The sequence below is a fragment of the Micromonospora sp. NPDC023633 genome, from assembly GCF_040640035.1.
GTDB lineage: Bacteria > Actinomycetota > Actinomycetes > Mycobacteriales > Micromonosporaceae > Micromonospora.
The window spans coordinates 1-21,938 of sequence record NZ_JBFABB010000033.1 but is presented as its reverse complement, the minus strand read 5'-3'; the positions used below and the strand labels follow the sequence as shown (position 1 = coordinate 21,938).

Genomic DNA, 21,938 nt, shown 5'->3' with positions numbered 1-21,938 from the left:
CGGAGGGCGGAAACGGACGTGGCGCCCGCCGGAGGACTCCGGCGGGCGCCACGTCGAGGTGTCGCGGGGTCAGCGGCGGCTCTCGCCGCTGGCGATCTCCTCCCGCTCCGGTCGGGCCTCGACCGGCGGGTGCCCCGGCGAGACCGGCGCCTCGGCCGGCTTCTCGATCGGGTAGAAGAAGCCCCGGATGGCCGGGCCGAGGGCGCCGAGCCGGTTCATCTTCTTCGGCACGACCCAGCCGGCGTACGGCAACGCGCCGTGGCCGTCGCCGTGCCCGTCCGCCGCCGCGAGCGGCTGGTGCACCTCTTCGAACCGGCCGTCCGGCAGGCGTCGGATGATGCCGGTCTCGACGCCGTGCGCGAGCACCTCCCGGTCGTGCTGCTGGAGACCCAGGCAGATCCGGTAGGTGACGTAGTACGCCAACGGCGGCACGACGAGCAGACCGATCCGGCCGGCCCAGGTCATCGCGTTCAGGCTGATCTGGAACTTGTCGGCGATGACGTCGTTGGCGCCGGAGAGGGTCAGCACGATGAAGAACGCGACCGCCATGGCGCCCAGGGCGGTCCGGGCCGGCACGTCCCGGGGCCGCTGGAGCAGGTTGTGGCTCCTGGTGTCCTTGAGACGCCGGGCCTCCAGGAACGGGTAGAGCGTCGACAGGCCGACCAGGATGCCCGGCAGCACGACCGTCGGCCAGAACAGCGGCGGGATCACGTACCCGTCGCCGATCGGGATGTTGATCTCCCAGGCGGGCATCAGGCGGGTCGAGCCGTCGAGGAACATGACGTACCAGTCGGGCTGGCTGGCGGCCGAGACCACCCACGCCTCGTACGGGCCGAACAGCCAGATCGGGTTGATCTGGAACAGGCCGCCCATCAGCGCGATCACGCCGAAGACGACCATGAAGAAGCCGCCCTGCTTGATGGCGTAGCGGGGGAACATCCGCTCGCCGACCACGTTGCCGTTGGTCCGGCCGGGGCCGGGCCACTGGGTGTGCTTCTGCTTGAAGACCAGGCCCAGGTGGGCGCCGATCAGCGCGAGCAGCAGGCCCGGGACGAGCAGCACGTGGGCGATGTAGAACCGGCTGATGATGATCGTGCCCGGGAACTCTCCGCCGAAGATCGACGAGGTCACCCAGGAGCCGATCACCGGGATGGAGAGCATGATCGCCGAGGCGATCCGCAGGCCGGTGCCGGAGAGGCCGTCGTCCGGCAGCGAGTAGCCGGTGAAGCCGGCGAGGAAGCCGACCCAGAACAGCAGCGAACCGATGATCCAGTTGGTCTCACGCGGCTTGCGGAACGCGCCGGTGAAGAAGACCCGGAGCATGTGCACCACGATGGCCGCCATGAACAGCAGCGCCGACCAGTGGTGCATCTGCCGCATGATCAGGCCACCGCGGACGTCGAACGAGATGTCCAGGCTGGAGGCGTACGCGGCCGACATCGGCGTGCCCCGCAGCGGGGCGTAGCTGCCGTTGTAGACCACCTCGGTCATCGCCGGCTCGTAGAAGAACGTCAGGAAGACGCCGGTCAGCAGCAGGACGACGAACGAGAAGAGCGCGATCTCGCCGAGCAGGAAGGACCAGTGGTCCGGGAAGACCTTGTTCAGCAGCCGGCGCAGCGGGGTGGCGACCTGGAAGCGGTCGTCCACTCCCCGGGCGACGTTCCCCGGGACTGCTGCCTTGTCAAACTTGCGCCGCTTCACGGCCGCTCCCAGAAGTCGGGCCCGACGGTCTCGGTGTAGTCGGACTTGGCCACGAAGTAGCCCTCGGAGTCCACCTCGATCGGCAGCTGCGGCAGCCGTCGGCTGGCCGGGCCGAAGATGGGCCGGGCGTTGTCGGTGATCAGGAACTGCGACTGGTGGCACGGGCAGAGCAGGCGGTTGGTCTGCTGCTCGTAAAGGCTCGCCGGGCAGCCGGCGTGCGTGCAGATCTTCGAGTAGGCGGCGTAGTTGCCCCACATGTAGTCGCCGTGCCCGACCCGCTCGTTGGCCCGGCGCGACTCCTGCGCGTCGGAGTCCCGCAGGTGGATCAGCAGGGTCGGCGAGTCCGCGTGCAGGTTGCTCACGCCGTGGTCGATGCCGGGGAAGACGGTGATCTGGCCGCCCGCGCTGACGTCCGCCGGGCGCACCGGCCGGCCGTCCTCGCGGACCAGCCGGACCTTCTCGCCGCCCTCGGCCGGGGCGAACCCGGTCGTGAACATCTGGTTGTTCTTGTGCGGCTGGGAGATCAGGCCGCCGACCAGGGGTGCCGCGGCGACCGCGCCGACCGGCGCGAGACCGGCCAGCAGCGAAATGCCGAGCAGCGGCCGGCGCTTCACGCCCAGCTCGTCGGCCATGTAGAGCATCGTCTGGCCGGTGATGATCCGGTCGTCGGAGGCGACGGCACCCTCGTGCCGGTCCTGGATCGAGACCTCCTTCGGCAGCAGCTTCTTGCCCCAGGTCAGGATGCCGAAGCCGATGCCGAGCAGGGCCACGCCGAGGGTGACGCCGAGCAGCGGGGTGTACCACTTGTCGCCGCCGCTGCCGGGGGCGTACTTCCACGGCCACCAGATGTAGACGACCAGGAAGGCGGTCGCCGCCAGGCCGGTCAGCAGGAAGAACGACGCGACGGTACGGGTCAGCCGGCGCTCGGCCTTGCTGCCCGGCGCCACCTGCGGCTCGTAGTGGACGATCTCGATGTCGTCCCGGCGCGCGCCCTCGCGGACGATGTCGAACTGGCTGAGCCCGGGGGTGTTCACGTCGAGCGGCTCCCGGCCCTGCTGGACCTGGTGCTCGGTGTGCGTGGTCATGCCGTCACCTCGCTACGGGCGGTGCCGCGCTGCGGCACCACGGCACTGAATCGGATGAGCCGCCCGGTCACGACTTGCCCGCGATCCACAGGCTCGCGAAGACGAGCGCGACGATGCCCACCAGGAAGATGGCCAGGCCCTCGGTGGACGGCCCGTACCGACCGAGGTTGAAGCCGCCCGGGTCCTGGTCGTGCTTCAGGGTCTCCTGGATGTAGGCGATGAGGTCCGCCTTCTGGTCCGGGGAGATCTGGTTGTCGCCGAAGACCGGCATGTTCTGCGGGCCGCTCAGCATGGCGGCGTAGATCTGCCGGTCGGTGGCCGGGCGCAGGCTCGGCGCGTACTTGCCGGAGGAGAGGGCGCCGCCGCCACCGCCGAAGGCGTGGCACTGCGCGCAGTTGATCCGGAACAGCTCGCCACCGGCGGCGATGTTGCCGTCGGAGTGCAGGTCGTCACCGTTGGGCACCACCGGGCCGCCGCCGAGCTCCTGGACGTACTGCGCGAGCTGGCGGACCTCCTCGTCGGTGAAGAGCTCCGGCTTGCGCTGGGCCTGGGCCTCCTGCCGGGCCATCGGCATGCGGCCGGAGCCGACCTGGAACTCGACCGAGGCCGCGCCGACGCCGATCAGGCTCGGCCCGCGTCCCTCGACGCCCTGGGCGTTGCGACCGTGACAGGTCACACAGCTCACGTCGAACAGCGCCTTGCCCTCCGCGGCGGCACCGGTGAGCGGGGTGTCCTGCGCCTGCACGCCGGGGGCGAAGACGGTGTAGGCGCCGCCGGCCAGCATCAGCGCGGCGAACAGCCGGACCGCGGCACCCAGCCGGCGGCGGCCCCTGCTGCGCGCCGCGGGCCGCTCGCGCAGCCGCGCGAGCAGACCGCGTCGGCGGTCGTTGTCAGAAGTCATGACCTGTGTCCTTAACCGGTTGGACCTTGTCTCGGGGGACGGAGCAGCGGCGCGGTTCGTGACGCGCCAAGATCACTGAAGCCAGTAGATCATGGCGTAGAGCCCGATCCACACGACGTCGACGAAGTGCCAGTAGTAGGACACGACGATCGCCGACGTGGCCTGCGCCGGCGTGAACCGGCCCATGGTGGTGCGGATCATGAAGATGACGAAGGCGACCAGACCGCCGGCCACGTGCAGGCCGTGGAAGCCGGTGGTCAGGTAGAACATCGACCCGTAACCGTCTTCGTTGATCTTGATGCCCTCGTGCACCAGCTCGCGGTACTCGTTGAGCTGGCCGAGGACGAAGATCAGGCCCATCACGAAGGTGATCGTGAACCAGCGCCGCAGCGCGTGGACGTCACCCTTCTCGGCGGCGAACACACCGAGCTGGCAGGTCACCGAGGACAACACCAGGATCACCGTGAAGGTGGTCGCGTAGGGGATGTTGAGGTGCTCGGTGTGCTTCGCCCACTGCTCCGGCGCCGCCGCGCGGATGGAGAAGTACATCGCGAACAGCGCCGCGAAGAACATGAGTTCGCTGGAGAGCCACACGATCGTCCCGACGCTGACCATGTTGGGTCGGGTCAGGGAGTGGATCCGGCTCTTGTCAATGGCTGGGGCCGCAGTCACGCGGTCATTATTGCCCTTGACCGGGGCCGGCGATCAGCGGGGGGCCAAACCCGTGGCATCCACAGCCCGATCGGGGCAGTCCGGTTCGCCTGACCTAGGCTGAAAAGCGTGCTGCACGCCGATCCGATCTCCGCCGCAGCCGCCGTCGCCGCACCGGCGGTGACCGCGGCCACCCCGCCGCCGTTCACCGTGACCTCGGTGTTCACCGAGACGAAGCTGGACAGCTGGCTCGCCGTCGGCCTGGTGCTGGCCGCCGGCGTCTACCTCTACGGGGTGCACCGGCTGCGGGTCCGGGGCGACCGGTGGCCGGTGGCCAGGACCGTCTTCTTCCTCGGCCCCGGCCTCGGCGGCATCGCGGCGGTCACCGTCAGCGGCCTGCACGCGTACGACACGGCGCTGCTGTCGGTGCACATGGTCCAGCACATGGTGCTCTCCATGATCTCGCCGATCTTCCTCGCGCTGGGCGCGCCCGTGACGCTGGCCCTGCGCACCCTGCCGCCGCGACCGCGCAAGCGGCTGCTGGCGGTCGTGCACAGCCGGATCGCGCGGATCTACAGCTTCCCCCTGGTGGCGTTCGCCATCTTCGTGGTGAACCCGTTCGCGCTCTACTTCACCGACCTGTACCGCTACACGCTGGAGCACGTGTGGGCGCACGAGGTCGTGCACGCGCACTTCATCATGACCGGCTGCGTGTTCTTCTGGCCGCTGCTCGGCCTCGACCCGCTGCCGGGCCGCTGGCCGTACCCGGCCCGGGCGCTGCTGATGCTGCTCTCCGTGCCGTTCCACACCGTGCTCGGGCTCACCATCATGCAGAGCAGCACGCTGTTCGGCGGCGACTGGTACCCGTCGCTGGGGCTGACCTGGTCGGACCCGTGGCAGGACCAGGTGGTCGCCGGGGGCATCCTCTGGGCTGGCGGCGAGTTCGTCAGCGTGACCATGCTGGCCGTGCTGGTCGTGCAGTGGATGCGGCACGCCGAGCGGGAGGCCCGCCGCGTCGACCGCGACCTGGACCGCCAGGAGGCCCGGCAGCGCGCCGCGGAGGCCACCGCCTGAGCCGTGCCGGCGGTACGCCCCGACCCCGCCCCGGCCGGACGTCGCACACCTCACACCGACCGGTACCATCAGCGGGCGGCCGCGAGGCGGGAGCCAGTCCCGCCGACGAGCGCGCAGCGAACGAATCATCGAGCTCAGTGTGATGGTGCCGCACGACGGCACGGAGCGAAGCGGAGTGCCGGCATGAGCGATCGTCTTTGCACCGTCCTGCTCTACAGCGACGACCCGGAGGTCCGCGACCGGATGCGGCTCGCCGTCGGGCCGCGCCCCGCGCCCGGTCTGCGGATCGAGTTCGTCGAGGCGTCCACCTACGCCGAGTGCGTCCGGCTCGTCGACGACTACGAGATCGACCTGCTGGTGCTCGACGGCGAGGCGAGCCCGGGCGGCGGCATCGGCATCGCCCGGCAGATCAAGGACGACCGGGACGACGCCCCCCCGACCTGCGTGGTGATCGCCCGCGCCGCCGACCGGTGGCTCGCGGCCTACGCCGAGGTCGACGCCACCCTGGTGCACCCGCTCGACCCGGTGACCACCGGCACGACGGTGGCCGAGCTGCTGCGGACGCACGCACCCGCCTGACGTCCCCCGCTCCGGCCGCCACGGCGCCGGGCCGACCGGTGCCGGTTCCATCCCACCCCGCATCTCGCACGCTCGGGAGGCCCGCCATGGGCGATCGGACCTGGCCACACCTGCTCAACGCGCTGCTGCGCGGCGAGGAACTCGCCACCGCCGACACCGCCTGGGCGATGGGCGAGATCATGGCCGGCTCGGCCGCCCCGGCGCAGATGGCGGGCTTCGTCGTCGCGCTGCGGGCCAAGGGCGAGACCCCGGCCGAGCTGGCCGGCCTCGTGGAGGCGATGCTGGGCCGGGCCGTTGCGGTGGAGCTGCCCGACGAGCTGCGCGCCACCGCCCTCGACGTGGTCGGCACCGGCGGTGACCTCGCGCACACGGTCAACATCTCGACCATGGCCTCGCTGGTGGTGGCCGGCGCCGGGGTCCGCGTGGTCAAGCACGGCAACCGCGCGGCCTCCTCCTCGTGCGGCACCGCCGACGTGCTGGAGTTCCTCGGCGTGCCGCTCGACCTGGGCCCGGAGGGGGTGGCCCGGTGCGTCGCCGAGGTTGGCATCGGCTTCTGCTTCGCGGCCCGTTTCCACCCCGGGATGCGGCACACCGGCCCGGTGCGCCGGGAGCTGGGCGTGCCCACCGTGTTCAACTTCCTCGGCCCGCTGACCAACCCGGCGCGGCCCCGCGCCGCCGCGGTCGGCTGCTTCGACCGCCGGATGGCCTCGGTGGTGGCCGACGTCTTCGCCGCCCGCGGCGATTCGGTGCTGGTGATGCGCGGCGAGGACGGGCTGGACGAGTTCACCACCGCCGCGCCGACGCGCGTCTGGGCGGCCCAGGGCGGCGTCGTCAGGGAGTCGCTGCTGGACGCGGTCGACCTCGGCGTACCCCGGGCCACCCTGGCCGACCTGCGGGGTGGTGACGCCGCCTTCAACGCCGACGTGGTCCGCCGGCTGCTGGCCGGCGAGACCGGCCCGGTGCGCGACGCGGTCCTGGTCAACGCGGCGGCGGCGCTGGCCACGCAGGGCCCGCTCGACGGCGATCTCACCGAGGCGCTGCGGGCCGGGATGGCACGGGCGGCCGAGTCCGTCGACTCCGGGGCCGCCGCCCGCGTCCTCGAGCGCTGGATCGAGGTCGCGCGCGCCCTCTGAGCGCCGGGCGTCGCCGGGTGCCGCCGGAGGTTGTCGGACCCCCGTGGGAAACTACAGCTGAGTAGTTCCCACCACCGTCCTGCGCCGTCGAGCGCGGCATTCCCGTCGGGCGTGTGCCACACACCCCGCGGGACCGGAGCGAGAGGAGACGCCCGTGTCGGAGCGCGAGCTCTACTGCGACACCTGTGAGGGCGTCGAGCCGTTCGAGGCGCCACCGTGCGCCGACGGCCACGGCGCCGACTGCCCCGAACTGCTCTGCACGGGCTGCGGCGCGGCCGTGCTCGTCGCCACCGTCACGTTCCACCTGGCGCGCCCGGCCGACCGGCGGCGCCCACCGGCCCACCGCCGCGCCGCCTGAGGCCATGGCCGCCGCGCTGCCTGAGCGCCATGGCCGCCGCGCCGCCTGAACCGCCGCGGCGACCGTGGCGCTCCCCCAGCCGCGGCGTGCTCGCGGCGCCGCACCGGGCACCGCGCCCGTCCGCTGCGCGGGGGCGTCCGACCCGTACATCACCCCGTCACGACCGAAGGCCCGCCTCCCGAGGGAGGCGGGCCTTCGTGACGTTCGCGGGTCGCCGTCGGTGCGACCGACGGATCAGTGCTCGGCGGTGCGCCGGGTGCCGCTGTAGTACTCGAACAGCAGGCCACAGACGGAGAACGTGACCGCCACCATGCCGAGGCCGAGCAGCCAGAACTGCCAGAACGCGAGGCCGAAGCCGGCGAGCCCGACGGCCAGCGCCAGGCCGAACGGCCAGTAGCTGCCCGGGCTGAAGAAGCCGATCTCGCCCGCGCCGTCGGCGATCTCACCGTCCGGCCGGTCCTCCGGCCGCAGGTCGATCCGGCGGGAGACGAACCAGAAGAAGCCGCCGCACATCGAGCAGAGCAGGAAGCTCAGCAGCAGGGCGACCGTGCCCACCCACTCGACCTGACCGCCGGCGTCGGCGGCGGTCCACCCGCCGTAGAGGGCGGTGGCGAAGAGCAGGAACCCGGCGATGACCAGGAAGATGCGCCACTCGGTCTTCATGCCCGATCCCTCAGCTTCCCGCGCCGGCCGGCGCGTCGTCGGGGTTGAAGTTGGCCTCGGTGCGGCGGGTCTCGAACGGCTTCGTGGTCTTCGCGTACGGGTCCTCGCCGATGGCCGTCAGCGCCTCCTGCGTGGACTTGCCGTCCCGCTTGGCCGCCAGGAACTGCTCGTACTTCTCCGGGGAGACGACCCGCAGCTCGAAGTTCATGAAGGCGTGGTAGCTGCCGCAGAGCTCCGCGCAGCGGCCGACGTAGGCGCCCTCGGCCTCCAGCTTCGAGACCTCGAAGACGTTGCGGATCTTGCCCGGCATGACGTCGCGCTTGAAGAGCAGCTCCGGCACCCAGAACGAGTGGATGACGTCGCGGCTGGTCTCCTCGAACCGGATGGACCGGTCGGTCGGCAGCACCAGGATCGGGATGACCTCGCTGGTGCCGAGCACGGAGGCGACGGTGTTGGCGTCCTGGCCCTGGCCGTCGCGGTAGTTGAACTGCCAGTTCCACTTGAACGCGACCACCTCGACCGTGACGTCGGGGTTCTTGGTCGTCCGCACCACGTCGGTCTGCACGATCGCCGTGTAGTAGAAGAGCACGGAGACGATCAGGATCGGCGCGATGGTGTAGAGGAACTCCATCGGCATGTTGTAACGGGTCTGCACCGGCAGTTCGTTGCCCCGCTTGCGGTAGCGCACGACGCACCAGAAGATCAGGCCCCACACGAAGACGCCGACCGCGAGCGCCGCGATGCACGAGGCGATCCACAGGTCGTACATCCGGTGCGACTCGGGGGTGATGCCACCCTGAGGCCAGCCGAAGCCGCCGAACGCCGCGCCGACGTCGCAGCCCGTGAGCAGGACCAGCAGCGCCGCTCCGCCGAGACCGAGCCCGGCGATCCGACCGGCACCACGTCCCCGGCGCCCACCGGCTCCTGGGGAAGCGCTGTGCCGTACGGCCGACGGCCGTACCTCCGAACTCCTTGCGACCACCTGGTCCTGCCTCCCTAGCGCGCCGCGGTGTCTTGTCCCTGCCCTCCGCCTGCGGAGCGACAGCACCAGCGGCAAAGGCGTCACCGACGGTCGCAGATTACTCGACCATGACGGGCTGGACCGTGTTGGGGTCGCTGTCGGCCCCCATCGGGGGGATCTTGGGCATACCGGCGCGATACGTTGGCATGCGTGAGCGCATCCCCGGTCTACCTGGACGCGGCGACCGCCGCGCCGCTGCACCCGGTCGCCCGGCAGGCGCTGCTGGCCGCCCTCGACGACGGCTGGGCCGACCCCGGCCGGCTCTACACGCAGGCACGCCGCGCCCGCCAACTCCTCGACGCCGCCCGCGAGGCCTGCGCGCAGACGCTCGGCGTCCGCGCCGACGAGCTGTCCTTCACCCCCAGCGGTACGACGGCCGCGCACTCCGCCGTGCTGGGCGGCCTGGCCGGCCGGCGGCGGGTCGGTCCCGCCCTGGTGCACTCCGCGATCGAGCACTCGGCGGTGCTGCACGCCGCCGAGCAGCACGTCGCGGCGGGCGGCACGGCCACGTCCGTACCGGTGGACCGGCTGGGCCGGCTCGACCTGGACGGCTGGGCGGCGGCGGTCCGGGCGCCGGGGGTGGCGCTGGCCGCGCTGATCGCCGCCAGCCACGAGGTCGGCACGCTACAGCCGGTGACCGGGGCCGCGCGGGAGTGCGCCGAGGCCGGGGTGCCGCTGTACGTGGACGCCGCCCAGGTGGTGGGCCGGGCCCCGGTGCCGGCGGGCTGGTCGGTGCTGACCGCCAGCGCGCACAAGTGGGGCGGGCCGCCCGGGGTGGGGCTGCTGGTCGTGCGCAAGGGCACCCGCTGGGAGTCGCCCTGGCCGGCCGACGACCGGGAGGCGGGGCGTACGCCGGGAACGCTCAACCTGCCGGCGGTGGTGGCGGCGGCGGCGAGCCTGCGCGCGGCGGCGGCCGACGCCCCGGCCGAGGCGGCCCGGCTGGCGCCGCTGGTGGCCCGGATCCGGGCCCGGGTGGCGGCGGAGGTGCCCGACGTGGAGGTGGTGGGTGATCCCGACCACCGCCTGCCGCACCTGGTGACCTTCTCCTGCCTCTACGTCGACGGCGAGGCCCTGCTGCACGCGCTCGACCGGCGCGGGTTCGCCGTCTCCTCCGGTTCCTCGTGCACGTCGTCGACGTTGCGGCCCTCGCACGTGCTGGAGGCGATGGGCGTGCTCTCGCACGGCAACGTACGGGTCTCGCTGCACCGGGAGACGACGGAGGCCGACGTCGAGAGGTTCCTCACCGAGTTGCCCGGCATCGTGGCGGACCTGCGCGCCGAGGCCGGGGTGGTGGGGCTGTGACGGCGCCGGCGGAGATCCTGGACTGCCGGGGGCAGCGCTGCCCCCTGCCGGTGATCGCGGTGGCCCGGCGGCTGCCCGAGCTGCCCGTCGGCACGGTGGTGCGGGTGCTCGCCGACGACCCGGCGGCGGCGGTGGACATCCCGGCCTGGTGCCGGATGCGCGGCCAGGAGTTCCTCGGCACGGTCACGGGCCCCGACGGCCCCGCCTTCGACGTCCGCCGCCGCCACTGAACCGGGCCGCCGGGGGGGGTGTTCCCGCCACTCCCCCGGCAGCCCGGCGAACGCGACCAGCGGCGGTGTTACGGCACGAGGTGCGGGCGGACGTCCTCGGCTGCCACGTCGCCGTACGACTCGGCCAGGCGCTTGACGAACAGGTCGCGACGGACCTCGTACTCCTGCGTGCCGACGGTTTCCAGCACCAGCGTGGCGAGCAGGGAGCCGACCTGGGCGGCCCGCTCCAGCCCGAGCCCCCAGGAGAGCGCGGTGAAGAAACCGGCCCGGAACCCGTCGCCGACGCCGGTCGGGTCGACCGCCTGGGTCTCCCGCGCGATCGGCACGTGGATCGGGTCGAAGTCCCGCCCGGCGATCTCCACCCCGTGCTTGCCCAGCGTCGTGACCCGGACCTTGACCCGGTCGAGCAGCTGCGCGTCGGTCAGCCCGGCCTTGCTCTGCAGCAGCGACTTCTCGTAGTCGTTGGTCATCAGGTACTCGGCGCCCTCGATCAGCGCGACGACGTCCTCGCCCTCCATGCGGGCGAGCTGCTGGGACGGGTCGGCGGCGAACGGGTAGCCCCGCTCCCGGCACTCGGCGGAGTGCCGCAGCATCGCCTCCGGGTCGTTCGCGCCCACCAGGACCAGGTCCAGCCCGTCCAGGCGGCGGGCCACCGGCGCCAGCTCGATGTTGCGGGCCTCGCTCATCGCCCCGGCGTAGAACGAGGCGATCTGGCACATGTCGGTGTCCGTGGTGCAGACGAAACGGGCGGTGTGTGCCACCTCGCTGACGTGCACCGAGTCGCAGTCGACGCCGTGGCGCTCCAGCCAGGAGCGGTAGTCGGCGAAGTCCGCGCCGACCGCGCCGACCAGGACCGGGCGCATGCCGAGCTGCCCCATGCCGAAGGCGATGTTGGCCGCCACCCCGCCGCGGCGCAGCACCAGGTCGTCCACCAGGAAGGAGAGCGAGACCTTGTGCAGCTGGTCGGCGAGGAACTGGTCGGCGAAGCGACCGGGGAAGCTCATCAGATGGTCGGTGGCGATCGAGCCGGTCACGGCGATCTTCATGTCAACCTCGGGGTCGGGAGCAGGGCGCCGGTCAGCCTACCGGCCCGGCCTTCTCAGGATGACCTGTCGGTCGGCCCCAAATCATCTTCCCGACAGCGCATTCCCGAGCGCAAAACGACGGCGGGGCCGCCCCGGAGGACGGCCCCGCCGTGGTCAGCGGAGGTCTGGCTCAGTTGAACGAGTCGCCGCAGGCGCAGGAGTTGCCCGCGTTGGGGTTGTCGATGGTGAAGCCCTGGGCGTCGATCCGGTCGGCGAAGTCGATGGTGGCGCCGGCCAGGTAGGGGGCGCTCATCCGGTCGACGACGACCTCGACACCGTCGTAGTCGGTGACGACGTCACCGTCGAGCGACCGCTCGTCGAAGAAGAGCTGGTACCGCAGGCCGGAGCAGCCACCCGGCTGCACGGCGACCCGGAGCCGCAGGTCGTCGCGGCCCTCCTGCTCGATCAGGGCCTTGACCTTCTGCGCCGCGACGTCGGTGAGGACGACGGACGTGGGGGCCTTGGCCTCGGTCGACTCGGTCTGCGCTGGCGTGGTCACGTGAAATCTCCCTGCGCGGTTGGGTCCGGACGCACTGGCCAACATCTCGTGTCGCCCAGCCATTCCCGGTGTGGTCCAGATCCGATGGTACGCCGCCGCGGCCGGTCCCACCCGTTCGGCGTGACCTGGGCCGCCGCCCGGTGCGCGGGGAGCGGGTCAGCGGCTCCACTGCCGGGCCAGCCGGGTGCCGAGCGCCCGCAGCCCCTCGGCCGGGCGCTCCATCGCGGCGGCCAGACCGCCGTGTTCCTCGCCCCCGAAGTGCTCCACCAGGCTGTACGCGTCGGTCACCCCGGCCGCCCCGGCCTCCCGCCGGCCGGTGCTCACCTGGCCGGCGAGCACCACGCAGGGCACGCCCCGGTCCCGGGCGGCGCCGGCGACCCCGGCCACCACCTTGCCGCGCAGCGACTGGTGGTCGAACGAGCCCTCCCCGGTGATCACCAGGTCGACCTCGTCGAGCGTGGCGTCCAGCCCGATCGCCCGGGTCACCAGGCCGATGCCCGACTCGCAGTGCCCGCCCAGCGCCAGGACGGCCGCGCCCAGCCCGCCGGCCGCGCCGCCGCCGGGCAGCGCGCCCAGCCGTTCGGGGCAGCCCGGCAGGTCCCGCTCCAGCACGGCGGCGAAGCGCTCCAGCGCGGTGTCGAGCAGCAGCACGTCGGCCCGGTCGGCGCCCTTCTGCGGGCCGAACACGTTGCTGGCGCCGTGCAGCCCGAGCAGCGGGTTGTCCACGTCGGTGGCGGCCACCAGGCGGGCGTCGCGCAGCCGGGGCGCGCCGTCGAGGGCGTCCACCGCGCCGAGCGCGCCGCCGCCGTACGGCAGCGCCTGGCCGGTGGCGTCCAGCGGGGTCACGCCGAGCGCGGTGAGCATGCCCGCGCCGCCGTCGTTGGTGCCGGATCCGCCCAGCCCGATCACGACCGTCCGGGCGCCGGCCTCCACGGCGGCGGCGACCAGCACTCCCAGCCCGTACGAGGAGGTGACCTTCGGGTCCCGCTCGGCGCGGTCGAGCAGGTGCAGTCCGCACGCCTGGGCGCTCTCCAGCCAGGCGGTCGTCCCGCCGTCGGTGAGCAGGATCTCACCGGCCGCCGGGCGGCCCAGCGGGTCGACGGTCGGCACCGGGACCCGGCGCCCGCCGAGGGCGTCGGCGAGGACGTCGAGGAAGCCCGGCCCACCGTCTGACAGGGGCCGGACGAGCAGGTCGTCGCCGGGCGCGACCTCCCGCCAGCCGGTGGCCACGGCATCGGCGACCTGCGGGGCCGGCAGGGTGCCGGCGAACTTGTCCGGACAGAGCAGCACGCGCATGCCGAGCAGTGTGGCAGCACACACCGGTGCGGGCTGCGGTGCGGCCGCACTGTGGGACCATGGGGCACGTGACTTCGACCTGGGTGGAACCCTCCAACACCGCGACGGCACTGCTGCTGCTCGGCCGGGGCAGCGACCCCGCCACGGAGCGCGGCGTCGAGTGTCCTGGTGACCTGCCGGCGCCCAGCGACCCGGACCTGGTGGCCCGGGCGACGGCGGCGAAGGCGGAACTGGGCAGCAAGGTCTTCGTGCTGGGCCACCACTACCAGCGCGACGAGGTGATCCAGTTCGCCGACGTGACCGGCGACTCGTTCAAGCTGGCCCGCGAGGCGGCGGCCCGGCCCGACGCGGAGTACATCGTCTTCTGCGGCGTGCACTTCATGGCCGAGAGCGCCGACATCCTCACCTCGGACGCGCAGAAGGTCATCCTGCCCGACCTGGCCGCCGGCTGCTCGATGGCGGACATGGCGGTGCTGTCGCAGGTCGAGACCGCCTGGGACGTGCTCACCGAGCTGGGCGTCGCGGCGGAGACCGTCCCGGTGACGTACATGAACTCCTCGGCGGACATCAAGGGCTTCGTCGGCCGCAACGGCGGCGTGGTCTGCACCTCGTCGAACGCGAAGCGGGCCCTGGAGTGGGCGTACCAGCAGGGGTCGAAGGTCTTCTTCTTCCCCGACCAGCACCTGGGCCGCAACACGGCGGTGCTGGAGATGGGCTTCTCGCTCGACGACTGCGTCCTCTACGACCCGCACAAGCCGAACGGCGGGCTCACCCCGGAGCAGCTGCGCGACGCGCGGATGATCCTGTGGCGCGGGCACTGCTCGGTGCACGGCCGCTTCACCCTCGACAGCGTCAACGACGTGCGGGAGCGGGTGCCGGGGGTGAACGTGCTGGTCCACCCCGAGTGCCGGCACGAGGTGGTCACCGCCGCCGACTTCGTCGGTTCGACGGAATACATCATCAAGGCCATCGAGGCGGCCCCGGCCGGCTCGGCCTGGGCGGTCGGCACCGAGCTGAACCTGGTCCGCCGGCTCGCGCTGGCCCACCCGGACAAGCAGATCATGTTCCTGGACAAGGCCGTCTGCTACTGCTCGACCATGAACCGGATCGACCTGCCCCACCTCGTCTGGGCGTTGGAGGAGCTGGTGGCCGGTCGCCTGGTCAACCAGATCACCGTCGACCCGGACACCGCGCACCACGCCCGGGTGGCGCTGGACCAGATGCTCGCGCTGCCCGGGGCCGACACTCCGCCGCCGGCAGCGAGCTAATCACACTCCGTAGTGACACTGGCACAGAAAAGGGTCGGATCGCCGATTAGTACCCTCAGGGGCGATGTGCCCGGGTCCATGATCGTCACCGAGGGCTATGCTGCCGGTGCGACAACTCACGCGGGCCGTTTCGACATGGCCGCATCCCGGGTAGCGATGACAATCGTGAGCCCCACCATCAACACGGCAGCACCTGACGCGCTGGAGGTTGCGTTGACCGACGACGTCCTGGTCGTACACGGAGGTACTCCGCTCGAGGGGCGGATCCGCGTGCGCGGCGCGAAGAACCTGGTTTCGAAGGCGATGGTCGCCGCGCTGCTGGGTGACAGCCCGAGCCGACTGTTCGACGTGCCGAAGATCCGCGACGTCGAGGTGGTCCGTGGCCTGCTCGGCCTGCACGGGGTCAAGGTCACCGACGGCGAGGAGGACGGCGAGCTCGTCTTCGACCCGGCGAACGTGGAGAGCGCCAGCACGGACCAGATCAACGTGCACGCGGGCTCCAGCCGGATCCCGATCCTGTTCTGCGGGCCGCTGCTGCACCGCCTCGGCCACGCGTTCATCCCCGACCTGGGCGGCTGCCACATCGGGCCCCGCCCGATCGACTTCCACCTCCAGGCGCTGCGGGAGTTCGGTGCGACGGTCGAGAAGACCCCGGAGGGGCTGCACCTGTCGGCGCCGAACGGGCTGCACGGCACCAAGTTCGCCCTGCCGTACCCGAGCGTCGGCGCGACCGAGCAGGTGCTGCTGACGGCCGTCATGGCCGAGGGCGTCACCGAGCTGCGCAACGCGGCGGTGGAGCCGGAGATCATCGACCTGATCTGCATCCTGCAGAAGATGGGCGCGATCATCAAGGTGCACACCGACCGGGTCATCGAGATCCAGGGTGTGCCGAAGCTGCACGGCTACACGCACCGGCCGATCCCGGACCGGATCGAGGCGGCGAGCTGGGCGGCGGCGGCACTGGCCACCCGTGGCCACGTCGAGGTGCTCGGCGCGCAGCAGGCCGACATGATGACCTTCCTGAACATCTTCCGCTCCGTCGGCGGCGAGTACGAGGTCACCGACGCCCGGCCGCCGAAGCTGGGCGACCCGGGCCAGGAGGGCGGGATCCGGTTCTGGCACCCGGGCGGCGAGCTGCGGTCGGTGGCCCTGGAGACCGACGTGCACCCGGGCTTCATGACCGACTGGCAGCAGCCCCTGGTGGTGGCGCTGACCCAGGCCCGGGGCCTTTCGATCGTCCACGAGACGGTCTACGAGCAGCGGCTGGGCTACACCGAGGCGCTCAACTCGATGGGCGCCAACATCCAGGTCTACCGGGACTGCCTGGGCGGCACCCCGTGCCGCTTCGGCCGGCGCAACTTCAAGCACTCCGCGGTGATCGCGGGACCGAGCAAGCTGCACGCCGCCGACCTGGTCATCCCCGACCTGCGGGCCGGTTTCAGCCACCTGATCGCCGCGCTGGCCGCGGAGGGCACCTCCCGGGTCTACGGCGTGGACCTGATCAACCGGGGCTACGAGGACTTCGAGGCCAAGCTGGCCGACCTGGGCGCGCACGTCGAGCGTCCGTAACGTCGACCACTCCCGTCCGCGCCCGGTGCACCGCGATGTGCACCGGGCGCCGTCGTTTGGCTACCCTTTCCGCGTGCCGTCGCTGTTTCGCCGCAAGTCCTCCGACCTCGTCGACGAGGCCGTCACTCCGGTGACCCCCGACGAGGAGTCCACGCCCGCCCAGCCCCGGGGCTACACCCCGAGCAAGAAGGAGCTGGGCAAGGCCACCCCGAAGCGGCCGACCGCCGGCCGCCGGCCGGCCGCGGCCAGCAAGCCGTTGACCAAGGAGGAGCAGCGGGAGCGCAAGCGCCAACTGCGCGCCGAGGCGGCGGAGGAGTTCCGCCGCGAGGGCGGCCCCCGCGACCGGGGCCCGGAGCGGCTGCTGGCCCGCAACGTGGTCGACTCCCGGCGTACGGTCGGCACCTGGTTCTTCGGTGGGGCGCTGATCGTGCTGATCGGCTCGAACGCCGCGATGCCCCCGGTCGTCCGCCTGGTCTCCAACATCCTCTGGGGCGCGCTCGCCCTGGGCGTGGTGGTCGACTCGGTCCTGATCTCGCGCAAGATCCGCAAGCTGGTGCGGGAGCGTTTCCCGAACACCGGGCAGCGGATGGGCTCGCTCTACCTCTACGCGATCATGCGGTCGATCACGTTCCGCCGGATGCGCGCCCCCGCGCCCCAGGTGAACATCGGCGACCCGGTCTGAGCCTGTCGCGCCGACGGCCCCTCCCGCACGGCGGTGAGGGGCCGTCGCCGTCCCGGCCTCAGCGGCTGCGGTAGAGCCGGGCCACCACGTCCTCGATGTCCGGCTCGACGATCGAGACGTCCCGCAGCGCGCCCAGCCCGGCCAGGGCCGCCACCACGCCGGCCACCCCCGCCGACTCCAGTGCGAAGACCAGCCGGTGCCCGTCGGCCTCCTGCCGGTGCAGCGGCGCGCCGGGCAGCACCGGCGGCGCGGGCAGCGGGGCGTCCAGGTCGGCGACGAGCAGGCGGCGCGAGCCGTACCGCTCGTGCAGCGCGGCGATCGACCCGTCGTGCACCACCCGCCCGTGGTCGACCACCACCAGGCGCCGGCAGAGCCGCTCGATGTCGGCCAGGTCGTGCGTGGTGAGCACCAGTGTCGTGTCCCCGGCGCGGCCCAGCTCGCCGAGGAAGCCGCGGACCGCCTGCTTGCTGACCACGTCGAGGCCGATGGTGGGCTCGTCGAGGAAGAGCACCTCGGGGCCGTGCAGCAGGGCGGCGGTCAGTTCGCCGCGCATCCGTTGCCCGAGGGAGAGCTGTCGGACGGGGGTGTCCAGGAACGGATCCAGGTCGAGCAGGCTCCGGCAGCGGCGCAGCCGGGCGGCGTGCGCGTCGGCCGGCACCCGGTAGACGTGCCGCAGCAGCGCGAACGAGTCCCGCAGCGGCAGGTCCCACCAGAGCTGCGAGCGCTGGCCGAAGACCACGCCGACGCGCAGCGCGAGTTGGGTCCGCTGGGCCACCGGGCGCAGCCCGCACACGCGTACCTCGCCGGCCGAGGGCGTCAGCACGCCGGTGAACATCTTGAGCGTCGTCGACTTGCCGGCGCCGTTGGGCCCGATGTAGCCGAGCATCTCGCCGCGGGGCACCCGCAGGTCGATGCCGTCGACGGCGGTGACCCGCCGCTTCTCCCGCCGCAGCCGGCCGGCCCGCACCCGGACGGTGAACTCCTTGCGCAGCCCGTCGGCCACGATCACGTCGTCGCTCATGACCCCGTACTCCGATAGTGGCGGACCCCGGTGCGCCAGGCCGCCGCCGCGCCGACGGCCGCGACCAGCGCGACGGCCGGCGCGGCCCAGCCGACCCACGCCGGCAGGCCGAGCGGGTCGGCGCGGCCGAGCAGCGTCAGCGCCGGGTGGTAGCTGACGAAGGCGAAGCCCAGGCCGTACGCGAACAGCGCGCGGAACCAGCTCTCGAAGACGGTGACCGGGTACGAGGTGAAGTCCCGGCCGCCGTAGGTGACCGAGTTGGCCAGCTGACCGGAGTCGACCCACCAGAACGAGACGGTGGCGGTGGCCACGAAGACCGACCCGAAGAAGACCACGCCGGCCAGTGGGGCGAGGACCACCAGCAACGCCCGCGCCGGGGTCCACTCGACACCGGCCGAGCCGACGGCGACGACCAGCACGGCGAGCCCGAAGACCGCGCGCGACACCTTGCGCAGCGGCAGGTCCATCAGCAGCAACTGGGGCAGGGCGCCGAGCGGGCGGACCAGCACGGCGTCGAAGAGCCCGGTGCGCACGTACCCGGGCAGCCGCTCGATGTTGCCCACCAGCAGGTCGGCGACGGCGAAGGCACAGGCCGAGAGGCCGACGATCACCAGCGTCTCGCGCAGCGTGAAGCCGCCCAGCTCCCGGGTGACCCCGAAGATCACCAGCACGGTGAGCACGTCGAGGACGGTGGAGCCGACGTTGCCGACCAGGTCGATCGCGAACGAGGTCCGGTACGCCGTCTGCGCGCGGGCCTGCGCGCCGAGCAGCGCCCGGTACGCCGCCAGCGCCCCACCCGACGCCTCAGCCACCCTGCACCACCAGGCGGCGCTCGGCGCGGCGCTGCACCAGCCGGCAGGCGGCCAGGATCAGCACCGCCCAGGCGAGCTGGAGGCCGACCAACCCGAGCTGGACGCCGGTCGGGTCGCGCTCGACCAGCACGTCGAGCGGGGTCTGCAACAGGCTCGGGAAGGGGGTGCCCAGCCACAGGACGAGCTGGAGCCACTCCGGCAGGAAGCGCAGCGGAAAGTTGAGCCCGGCGAGCACGCCCGAGGCGAGGGTCCAGAGGATCAACGGCCCCCGGACGTCCTGCAACCAGTACGCGGTCGCGTTGACCAGGAACCGGCAGCCGAAGCAGAGGACCACGGCGGCGACGACGGAGACCACGAAGATCGGCGGGGTGGACCAGCGGCGGGGCACGTGTACCTCGAAGAAGATCGGCCCGACCAGCACCGGCGGCAGGAACCGGACCAGCGCGGCGTGGCCGGCGCGACCCAGGTCGGCGGCGAGATGGCTGGTCACGGGGTGCACGGGCCGGAGCAGGTCGCTGGCGACGTCGCCGGTGCGGATCCGGTCGGCCAGCTCGGTCCAGCCCCAGAGGAGGACCACCGCCAGCAGGCCCTGGCCCACCCAGACGAAGGTGGCGAGCTGCGCCCGGTCGTACCCGGCCACCGTGCCGGCCGCGCCGGCCACCGCGAGCAGGACGTAGCACCGTAGGAAGCCGAAGACCGTGTTGGTCACGACGCCCGCTACGGACGCCTGCCGGTACGTGGCGTAACGTCGAAAGCCTGATCCGGTTATAGCCTTAAATGTCCGGAACCATAGGATAACGTTTGGGGCGGTGGACGGTGCCACAGTGGCGGTGACCGAGCCCACGCCGCTACCCTCCATCCGCAGCCAAGCCGTACCGGAGGGGGCGACTCTACCGGCACGTGGAGCGCCCAGCGCGACAATTTTGCAACGAGGTGACATCGCCGTGAGCGAGCGGACGCGGGCCGGGCACCGGGGCGCCGCCGTGAGCGGACGGACGCCAGCCGGGCACCCGGGCGCGCCCACGCGCCGACGGCACCCCGCGGGCGTCGCGCCTACCCTCCGTGGCGACGGGTCGACCGGATGAGCCGCTACGCCGACCACTGGCACGACTCCGCCGAGCCGGCCTGGATGATCGAGCCGACCACCGAGTGGCACCCGCAGTTCCCGGGCCAGCGCTACGCGGGCGACAACGGCGTCGGACACGCGCCGCCCGCGCCCCGGAGCCGCTCGGCCGTCGGCCGGGCCGAGGTGCCCCCGCTCGCGCCGACCCGGCCGGACGGGACCTACATCGGCCGGTCGTGGGACGACCTGCCCGACGGGCGGCCCGGTCGGCAGGACGCCTGGAACGGCCGGCCGGACGGCCCAGACCCGCGACGGCACGGTGACGAGTCGTACCGCCACCCGCAGGCCGATCCGCGCCGGCAGGACGACCGACAGTGGCCGCCCCGGCAGGAGCCGCCGCACCGCAACGACCGGGGCGGATTCGACGCCCCCGGCCGGCCCGTCGACTCCCCCCGACAGCGCGACCACGCCGGGCCCGACCGCTACGACACCCGCCCGCCCCGGTACGAGCCGGCCGGGCGGGACCGCCCCGTCTCCCCCGCCGGAAGGTCGGAGCCGGGCTGGCTCCCGGAGCCCGACGAGGACGCGGCGCGCCGCCGCTCGCCGGCGTACGAGCACCCGAACACCGGCTACGACCATCGACCGGACCTGGGCCACGACCGCCGGGCCGAGCGCGGTCCCGACCGGCCGACGACGTCCGGACCCGACCGCCGACCGGAGACCGTGGACGACCGCCAGGCGGGCGGAGACGGGCGCCGGCCCCGCTACCAGTACGGCGCCCCGGCCCCGGAGCCCCGCCCGTCCGACGGGCAGCGGGAGCGCACCTCCGACGGCCACTGGGAACGCTCCTCGGGCACCCAGTGGGAGCGTTCGTCCGCCCCGCAGTGGGAGCGCTCCGCCGACCCGCAGTGGGAGCATGGCCCCGGCGACCCGCAGTGGGAGCATGGCCCCGGCGGGCGGGGCCGTGAGCCCGGCGTACCCGTCGACGGCTGGCCACGCCCCGAGCGGGCCCCCGCCGGGCAGCAGCCGCGTCCCGACGGGCAACGGCGGCAGCAGGAGCCGGACGAGCACCGGCGGGCGCACGAGCCGGCGCGTGCCGAGACGTACCCCGAGCGGGGTCCACACGGAACCGCCCGGCCGGATGCCCATCGGGAGGCCGAGGCGTACCGAGGAGAGCACCCGCGGCAGGACGGCGGCCTGCCCTGGCCACCGCCCGGCCCCGCGCGGCCCGGTTCCGACCGGGACGCGGCGCGGCGCGCCGAGCTCCGCCCCGAGCACCGGCGACCGGACGACCGCCCCCGCCCCAAAGACGCCGCGATTCCGCCGCTCCCGCCCGGGTACGACCACCGGCCCTTCCCGACCTACGGTGCCCCGACCTCCGGGCCGGCGGCCCCCGGACCGGCGGGTTTCCGGACCCCGGCCGGGGACGTCCCGGTCCCGGGCCGGCCCGTCTCCCCCGCGCCGACGCGCGACCTGCCGCGCTCCGACCGGCCCGACCCGACCTTGCCGGTGCACGGCCGGCCGGCGTCGCCCGCCGGTCCCCCGGCCGTGCCCGTCTCGCCCGCCGGTCCGGTCGCCGGACCCGTGTCACCCGCCGGCCCCCTTTCCGGGCGGACGCCGCCGGCAGGCCCCGTCCCGACCCCGGCGTCGCCCGCCGGCCCCGTCCCGACCCCGGTGTCGCCCGCCGGCCCGGCCGTGAGCCGCCCGATCTCGCCAGCGGGCCCGGCAGACCAGGTGGTCGGCCGGCCGATATCACCGGCGGGCCCGGCCGTCAGTCGCCCGATCTCGCCAGCGGGCCCGGCAGACCAGGCGGTCGGCCGCCCGACGTCGGCCCCCGACCGCCCGACGGCCCCGGCGAATCCGGGCACCGGCCGCCCCGTGTCGCCCGCGAGCCCGACCACCGCCCGCCCGGCGGGCCCGGTGGCTGGCGCGCCGGTGTCGCCCG

General features: G+C 73.2%; 21 protein-coding genes and 1 pseudogene. 10 read left to right on the top strand and 12 right to left on the bottom strand.

Annotation, left to right across the window (positions count from 1 at the left end; translation table 11 throughout):
- Positions 1–69 precede the first annotated feature (69 nt).
- The 4 genes from AB0G13_RS13175 to AB0G13_RS13160 all read right to left on the bottom strand — a co-directional run bounded on the left by AB0G13_RS13175 (position 70) and on the right by AB0G13_RS13160 (position 4,359).
- Complete coding sequence (locus tag AB0G13_RS13175; protein WP_357873119.1) at positions 70–1,701, bottom strand: cytochrome bc complex cytochrome b subunit; 1,632 nt, start codon at positions 1,699–1,701, stop codon at positions 70–72.
- Positions 1,698–2,786 (bottom strand): Rieske 2Fe-2S domain-containing protein, encoded by a 1,089-nt coding sequence (locus tag AB0G13_RS13170; protein WP_357873116.1) that lies wholly within the window; start codon positions 2,784–2,786, stop codon positions 1,698–1,700. Before AB0G13_RS13170 ends, AB0G13_RS13175 begins: the two co-directional genes overlap by 4 nt.
- 67 nt (positions 2,787–2,853) lie before the next feature.
- Positions 2,854–3,687, bottom strand: coding sequence for a cytochrome c (locus AB0G13_RS13165; RefSeq protein WP_357873113.1), 834 nt, complete (start codon positions 3,685–3,687; stop codon positions 2,854–2,856).
- Positions 3,688–3,759: 72 nt separating this feature from the next.
- The gene (locus tag AB0G13_RS13160; protein WP_357873110.1) at positions 3,760–4,359 is read right to left on the bottom strand and encodes a heme-copper oxidase subunit III; all 600 of its coding nucleotides are present in this window, start codon (positions 4,357–4,359) and stop codon (positions 3,760–3,762) included.
- Positions 4,360–4,467: 108 nt separating this feature from the next.
- Between AB0G13_RS13160 and AB0G13_RS13155 the strand changes: the two genes are divergently transcribed.
- The 4 genes from AB0G13_RS13155 to AB0G13_RS13140 all read left to right on the top strand — a co-directional run bounded on the left by AB0G13_RS13155 (position 4,468) and on the right by AB0G13_RS13140 (position 7,482).
- Positions 4,468–5,412: a cytochrome c oxidase assembly protein gene (locus AB0G13_RS13155; RefSeq protein ID WP_357873107.1), complete on the top strand. Its 945-nt coding sequence runs from the start codon at positions 4,468–4,470 to the stop codon at positions 5,410–5,412.
- Positions 5,413–5,595: 183 nt separating this feature from the next.
- On the top strand, positions 5,596–5,991 hold the full coding sequence (locus AB0G13_RS13150; RefSeq protein WP_357873104.1) for a hypothetical protein: 396 nt from the start codon (positions 5,596–5,598) through the stop codon (positions 5,989–5,991).
- Positions 5,992–6,077: 86 nt separating this feature from the next.
- Positions 6,078–7,124, top strand: a complete 1,047-nt coding sequence (gene trpD, locus AB0G13_RS13145; protein ID WP_357873101.1) for an anthranilate phosphoribosyltransferase — start codon at positions 6,078–6,080, stop codon at positions 7,122–7,124.
- Positions 7,125–7,278: 154 nt separating this feature from the next.
- Positions 7,279–7,482 carry a hypothetical protein gene (locus AB0G13_RS13140; protein WP_357873098.1) on the top strand — a complete coding sequence of 68 codons (204 nt, stop codon included), beginning with the start codon at positions 7,279–7,281 and terminating at the stop codon, positions 7,480–7,482.
- Positions 7,483–7,716: 234 nt separating this feature from the next.
- Here AB0G13_RS13140 and AB0G13_RS13135 read toward each other — a convergent pair whose 3' ends face one another.
- Both AB0G13_RS13135 and coxB read right to left on the bottom strand, forming a co-directional pair.
- The gene (locus tag AB0G13_RS13135) at positions 7,717–8,145 is read right to left on the bottom strand and encodes a cytochrome c oxidase subunit 4 (protein ID WP_357873095.1); all 429 of its coding nucleotides are present in this window, start codon (positions 8,143–8,145) and stop codon (positions 7,717–7,719) included.
- Positions 8,146–8,155: 10 nt separating this feature from the next.
- Complete coding sequence (gene coxB, locus AB0G13_RS13130; protein WP_357873092.1) at positions 8,156–9,127, bottom strand: cytochrome c oxidase subunit II; 972 nt, start codon at positions 9,125–9,127, stop codon at positions 8,156–8,158.
- A 189-nt stretch (positions 9,128–9,316) separates the two neighbouring features.
- Here coxB and AB0G13_RS13125 point away from each other — a divergent pair, with 189 nt between their 5' ends.
- Positions 9,317–10,468: an aminotransferase class V-fold PLP-dependent enzyme gene (locus tag AB0G13_RS13125; protein ID WP_357873089.1), complete on the top strand. Its 1,152-nt coding sequence runs from the start codon at positions 9,317–9,319 to the stop codon at positions 10,466–10,468.
- Entirely contained in the window at positions 10,465–10,698 is a 234-nt protein-coding gene (locus tag AB0G13_RS13120) for a sulfurtransferase TusA family protein (protein WP_357873086.1), read from the top strand. The genes AB0G13_RS13125 and AB0G13_RS13120 overlap by 4 nt, the downstream gene beginning before the upstream one ends.
- Positions 10,699–10,766: 68 nt before the next feature.
- Here AB0G13_RS13120 and AB0G13_RS13115 read toward each other — a convergent pair whose 3' ends face one another.
- From AB0G13_RS13115 to AB0G13_RS13105, 3 genes are all read right to left on the bottom strand, one after another.
- Positions 10,767–11,744, bottom strand: a complete 978-nt coding sequence (locus tag AB0G13_RS13115; protein ID WP_357873083.1) for a carbohydrate kinase family protein — start codon at positions 11,742–11,744, stop codon at positions 10,767–10,769.
- A 169-nt stretch (positions 11,745–11,913) separates the two neighbouring features.
- Positions 11,914–12,282 (bottom strand): iron-sulfur cluster insertion protein ErpA, encoded by a 369-nt coding sequence (gene erpA, locus AB0G13_RS13110; RefSeq protein ID WP_357873081.1) that lies wholly within the window; start codon positions 12,280–12,282, stop codon positions 11,914–11,916.
- A 156-nt stretch (positions 12,283–12,438) separates the two neighbouring features.
- Positions 12,439–13,578: a glycerate kinase gene (locus AB0G13_RS13105; RefSeq protein WP_357873079.1), complete on the bottom strand. Its 1,140-nt coding sequence runs from the start codon at positions 13,576–13,578 to the stop codon at positions 12,439–12,441.
- Positions 13,579–13,646: 68 nt separating this feature from the next.
- Between AB0G13_RS13105 and nadA the strand changes: the two genes are divergently transcribed.
- The 3 genes from nadA to AB0G13_RS13090 all read left to right on the top strand — a co-directional run bounded on the left by nadA (position 13,647) and on the right by AB0G13_RS13090 (position 17,097).
- Entirely contained in the window at positions 13,647–14,846 is a 1,200-nt protein-coding gene (gene nadA / locus AB0G13_RS13100; protein WP_357873077.1) for a quinolinate synthase NadA, read from the top strand.
- Positions 14,847–14,981: 135 nt separating this feature from the next.
- A complete protein-coding gene (gene murA / locus AB0G13_RS13095; protein WP_357873074.1) occupies positions 14,982–16,415 on the top strand; it encodes a UDP-N-acetylglucosamine 1-carboxyvinyltransferase in 1,434 nt (477 codons plus the stop codon).
- Positions 16,416–16,488: 73 nt separating this feature from the next.
- Positions 16,489–17,097: a DUF3043 domain-containing protein gene (locus AB0G13_RS13090; RefSeq protein WP_357873072.1), complete on the top strand. Its 609-nt coding sequence runs from the start codon at positions 16,489–16,491 to the stop codon at positions 17,095–17,097.
- A gap of 58 nt (positions 17,098–17,155) precedes the next feature.
- Here AB0G13_RS13090 and AB0G13_RS13085 read toward each other — a convergent pair whose 3' ends face one another.
- The 3 genes from AB0G13_RS13085 to AB0G13_RS13075 are packed head-to-tail and all read right to left on the bottom strand — an operon-like array spanning position 17,156 to position 19,774.
- Positions 17,156–18,118: an ATP-binding cassette domain-containing protein gene (locus AB0G13_RS13085; protein ID WP_357873069.1), complete on the bottom strand. Its 963-nt coding sequence runs from the start codon at positions 18,116–18,118 to the stop codon at positions 17,156–17,158.
- Positions 18,115–18,930: an ABC-2 family transporter protein gene (locus tag AB0G13_RS13080; RefSeq protein WP_357873067.1), complete on the bottom strand. Its 816-nt coding sequence runs from the start codon at positions 18,928–18,930 to the stop codon at positions 18,115–18,117. Before AB0G13_RS13080 ends, AB0G13_RS13085 begins: the two co-directional genes overlap by 4 nt.
- The gene (locus AB0G13_RS13075; protein ID WP_357873065.1) at positions 18,923–19,774 is read right to left on the bottom strand and encodes an ABC-2 family transporter protein; all 852 of its coding nucleotides are present in this window, start codon (positions 19,772–19,774) and stop codon (positions 18,923–18,925) included. The genes AB0G13_RS13080 and AB0G13_RS13075 overlap by 8 nt, the downstream gene beginning before the upstream one ends.
- Positions 19,775–20,011: 237 nt before the next feature.
- Here AB0G13_RS13075 and AB0G13_RS13070 point away from each other — a divergent pair.
- Positions 20,012–21,938: pseudogene (locus AB0G13_RS13070) on the top strand (hypothetical protein); the annotation flags it as partial.

Coding starts and splice junctions, on each gene's coding strand:
- AB0G13_RS13170 (WP_357873116.1), bottom strand. CDS start 2,786: ATGACCACGCACACCGAGCACCAGGTCCAGCAGGGCCGGGAGCCGCTC.
- AB0G13_RS13165 (WP_357873113.1), bottom strand. CDS start 3,687: ATGACTTCTGACAACGACCGCCGACGCGGTCTGCTCGCGCGGCTGCGC.
- AB0G13_RS13150 (WP_357873104.1), top strand. CDS start 5,596: ATGAGCGATCGTCTTTGCACCGTCCTGCTCTACAGCGACGACCCGGAG.
- trpD (WP_357873101.1), top strand. CDS start 6,078: ATGGGCGATCGGACCTGGCCACACCTGCTCAACGCGCTGCTGCGCGGC.
- AB0G13_RS13135 (WP_357873095.1), bottom strand. CDS start 8,145: ATGAAGACCGAGTGGCGCATCTTCCTGGTCATCGCCGGGTTCCTGCTC.
- AB0G13_RS13115 (WP_357873083.1), bottom strand. CDS start 11,744: ATGAAGATCGCCGTGACCGGCTCGATCGCCACCGACCATCTGATGAGC.
- AB0G13_RS13105 (WP_357873079.1), bottom strand. CDS start 13,578: ATGCGCGTGCTGCTCTGTCCGGACAAGTTCGCCGGCACCCTGCCGGCC.
- murA (WP_357873074.1), top strand. CDS start 14,982: ATGGCCGCATCCCGGGTAGCGATGACAATCGTGAGCCCCACCATCAAC.
- AB0G13_RS13085 (WP_357873069.1), bottom strand. CDS start 18,118: ATGAGCGACGACGTGATCGTGGCCGACGGGCTGCGCAAGGAGTTCACC.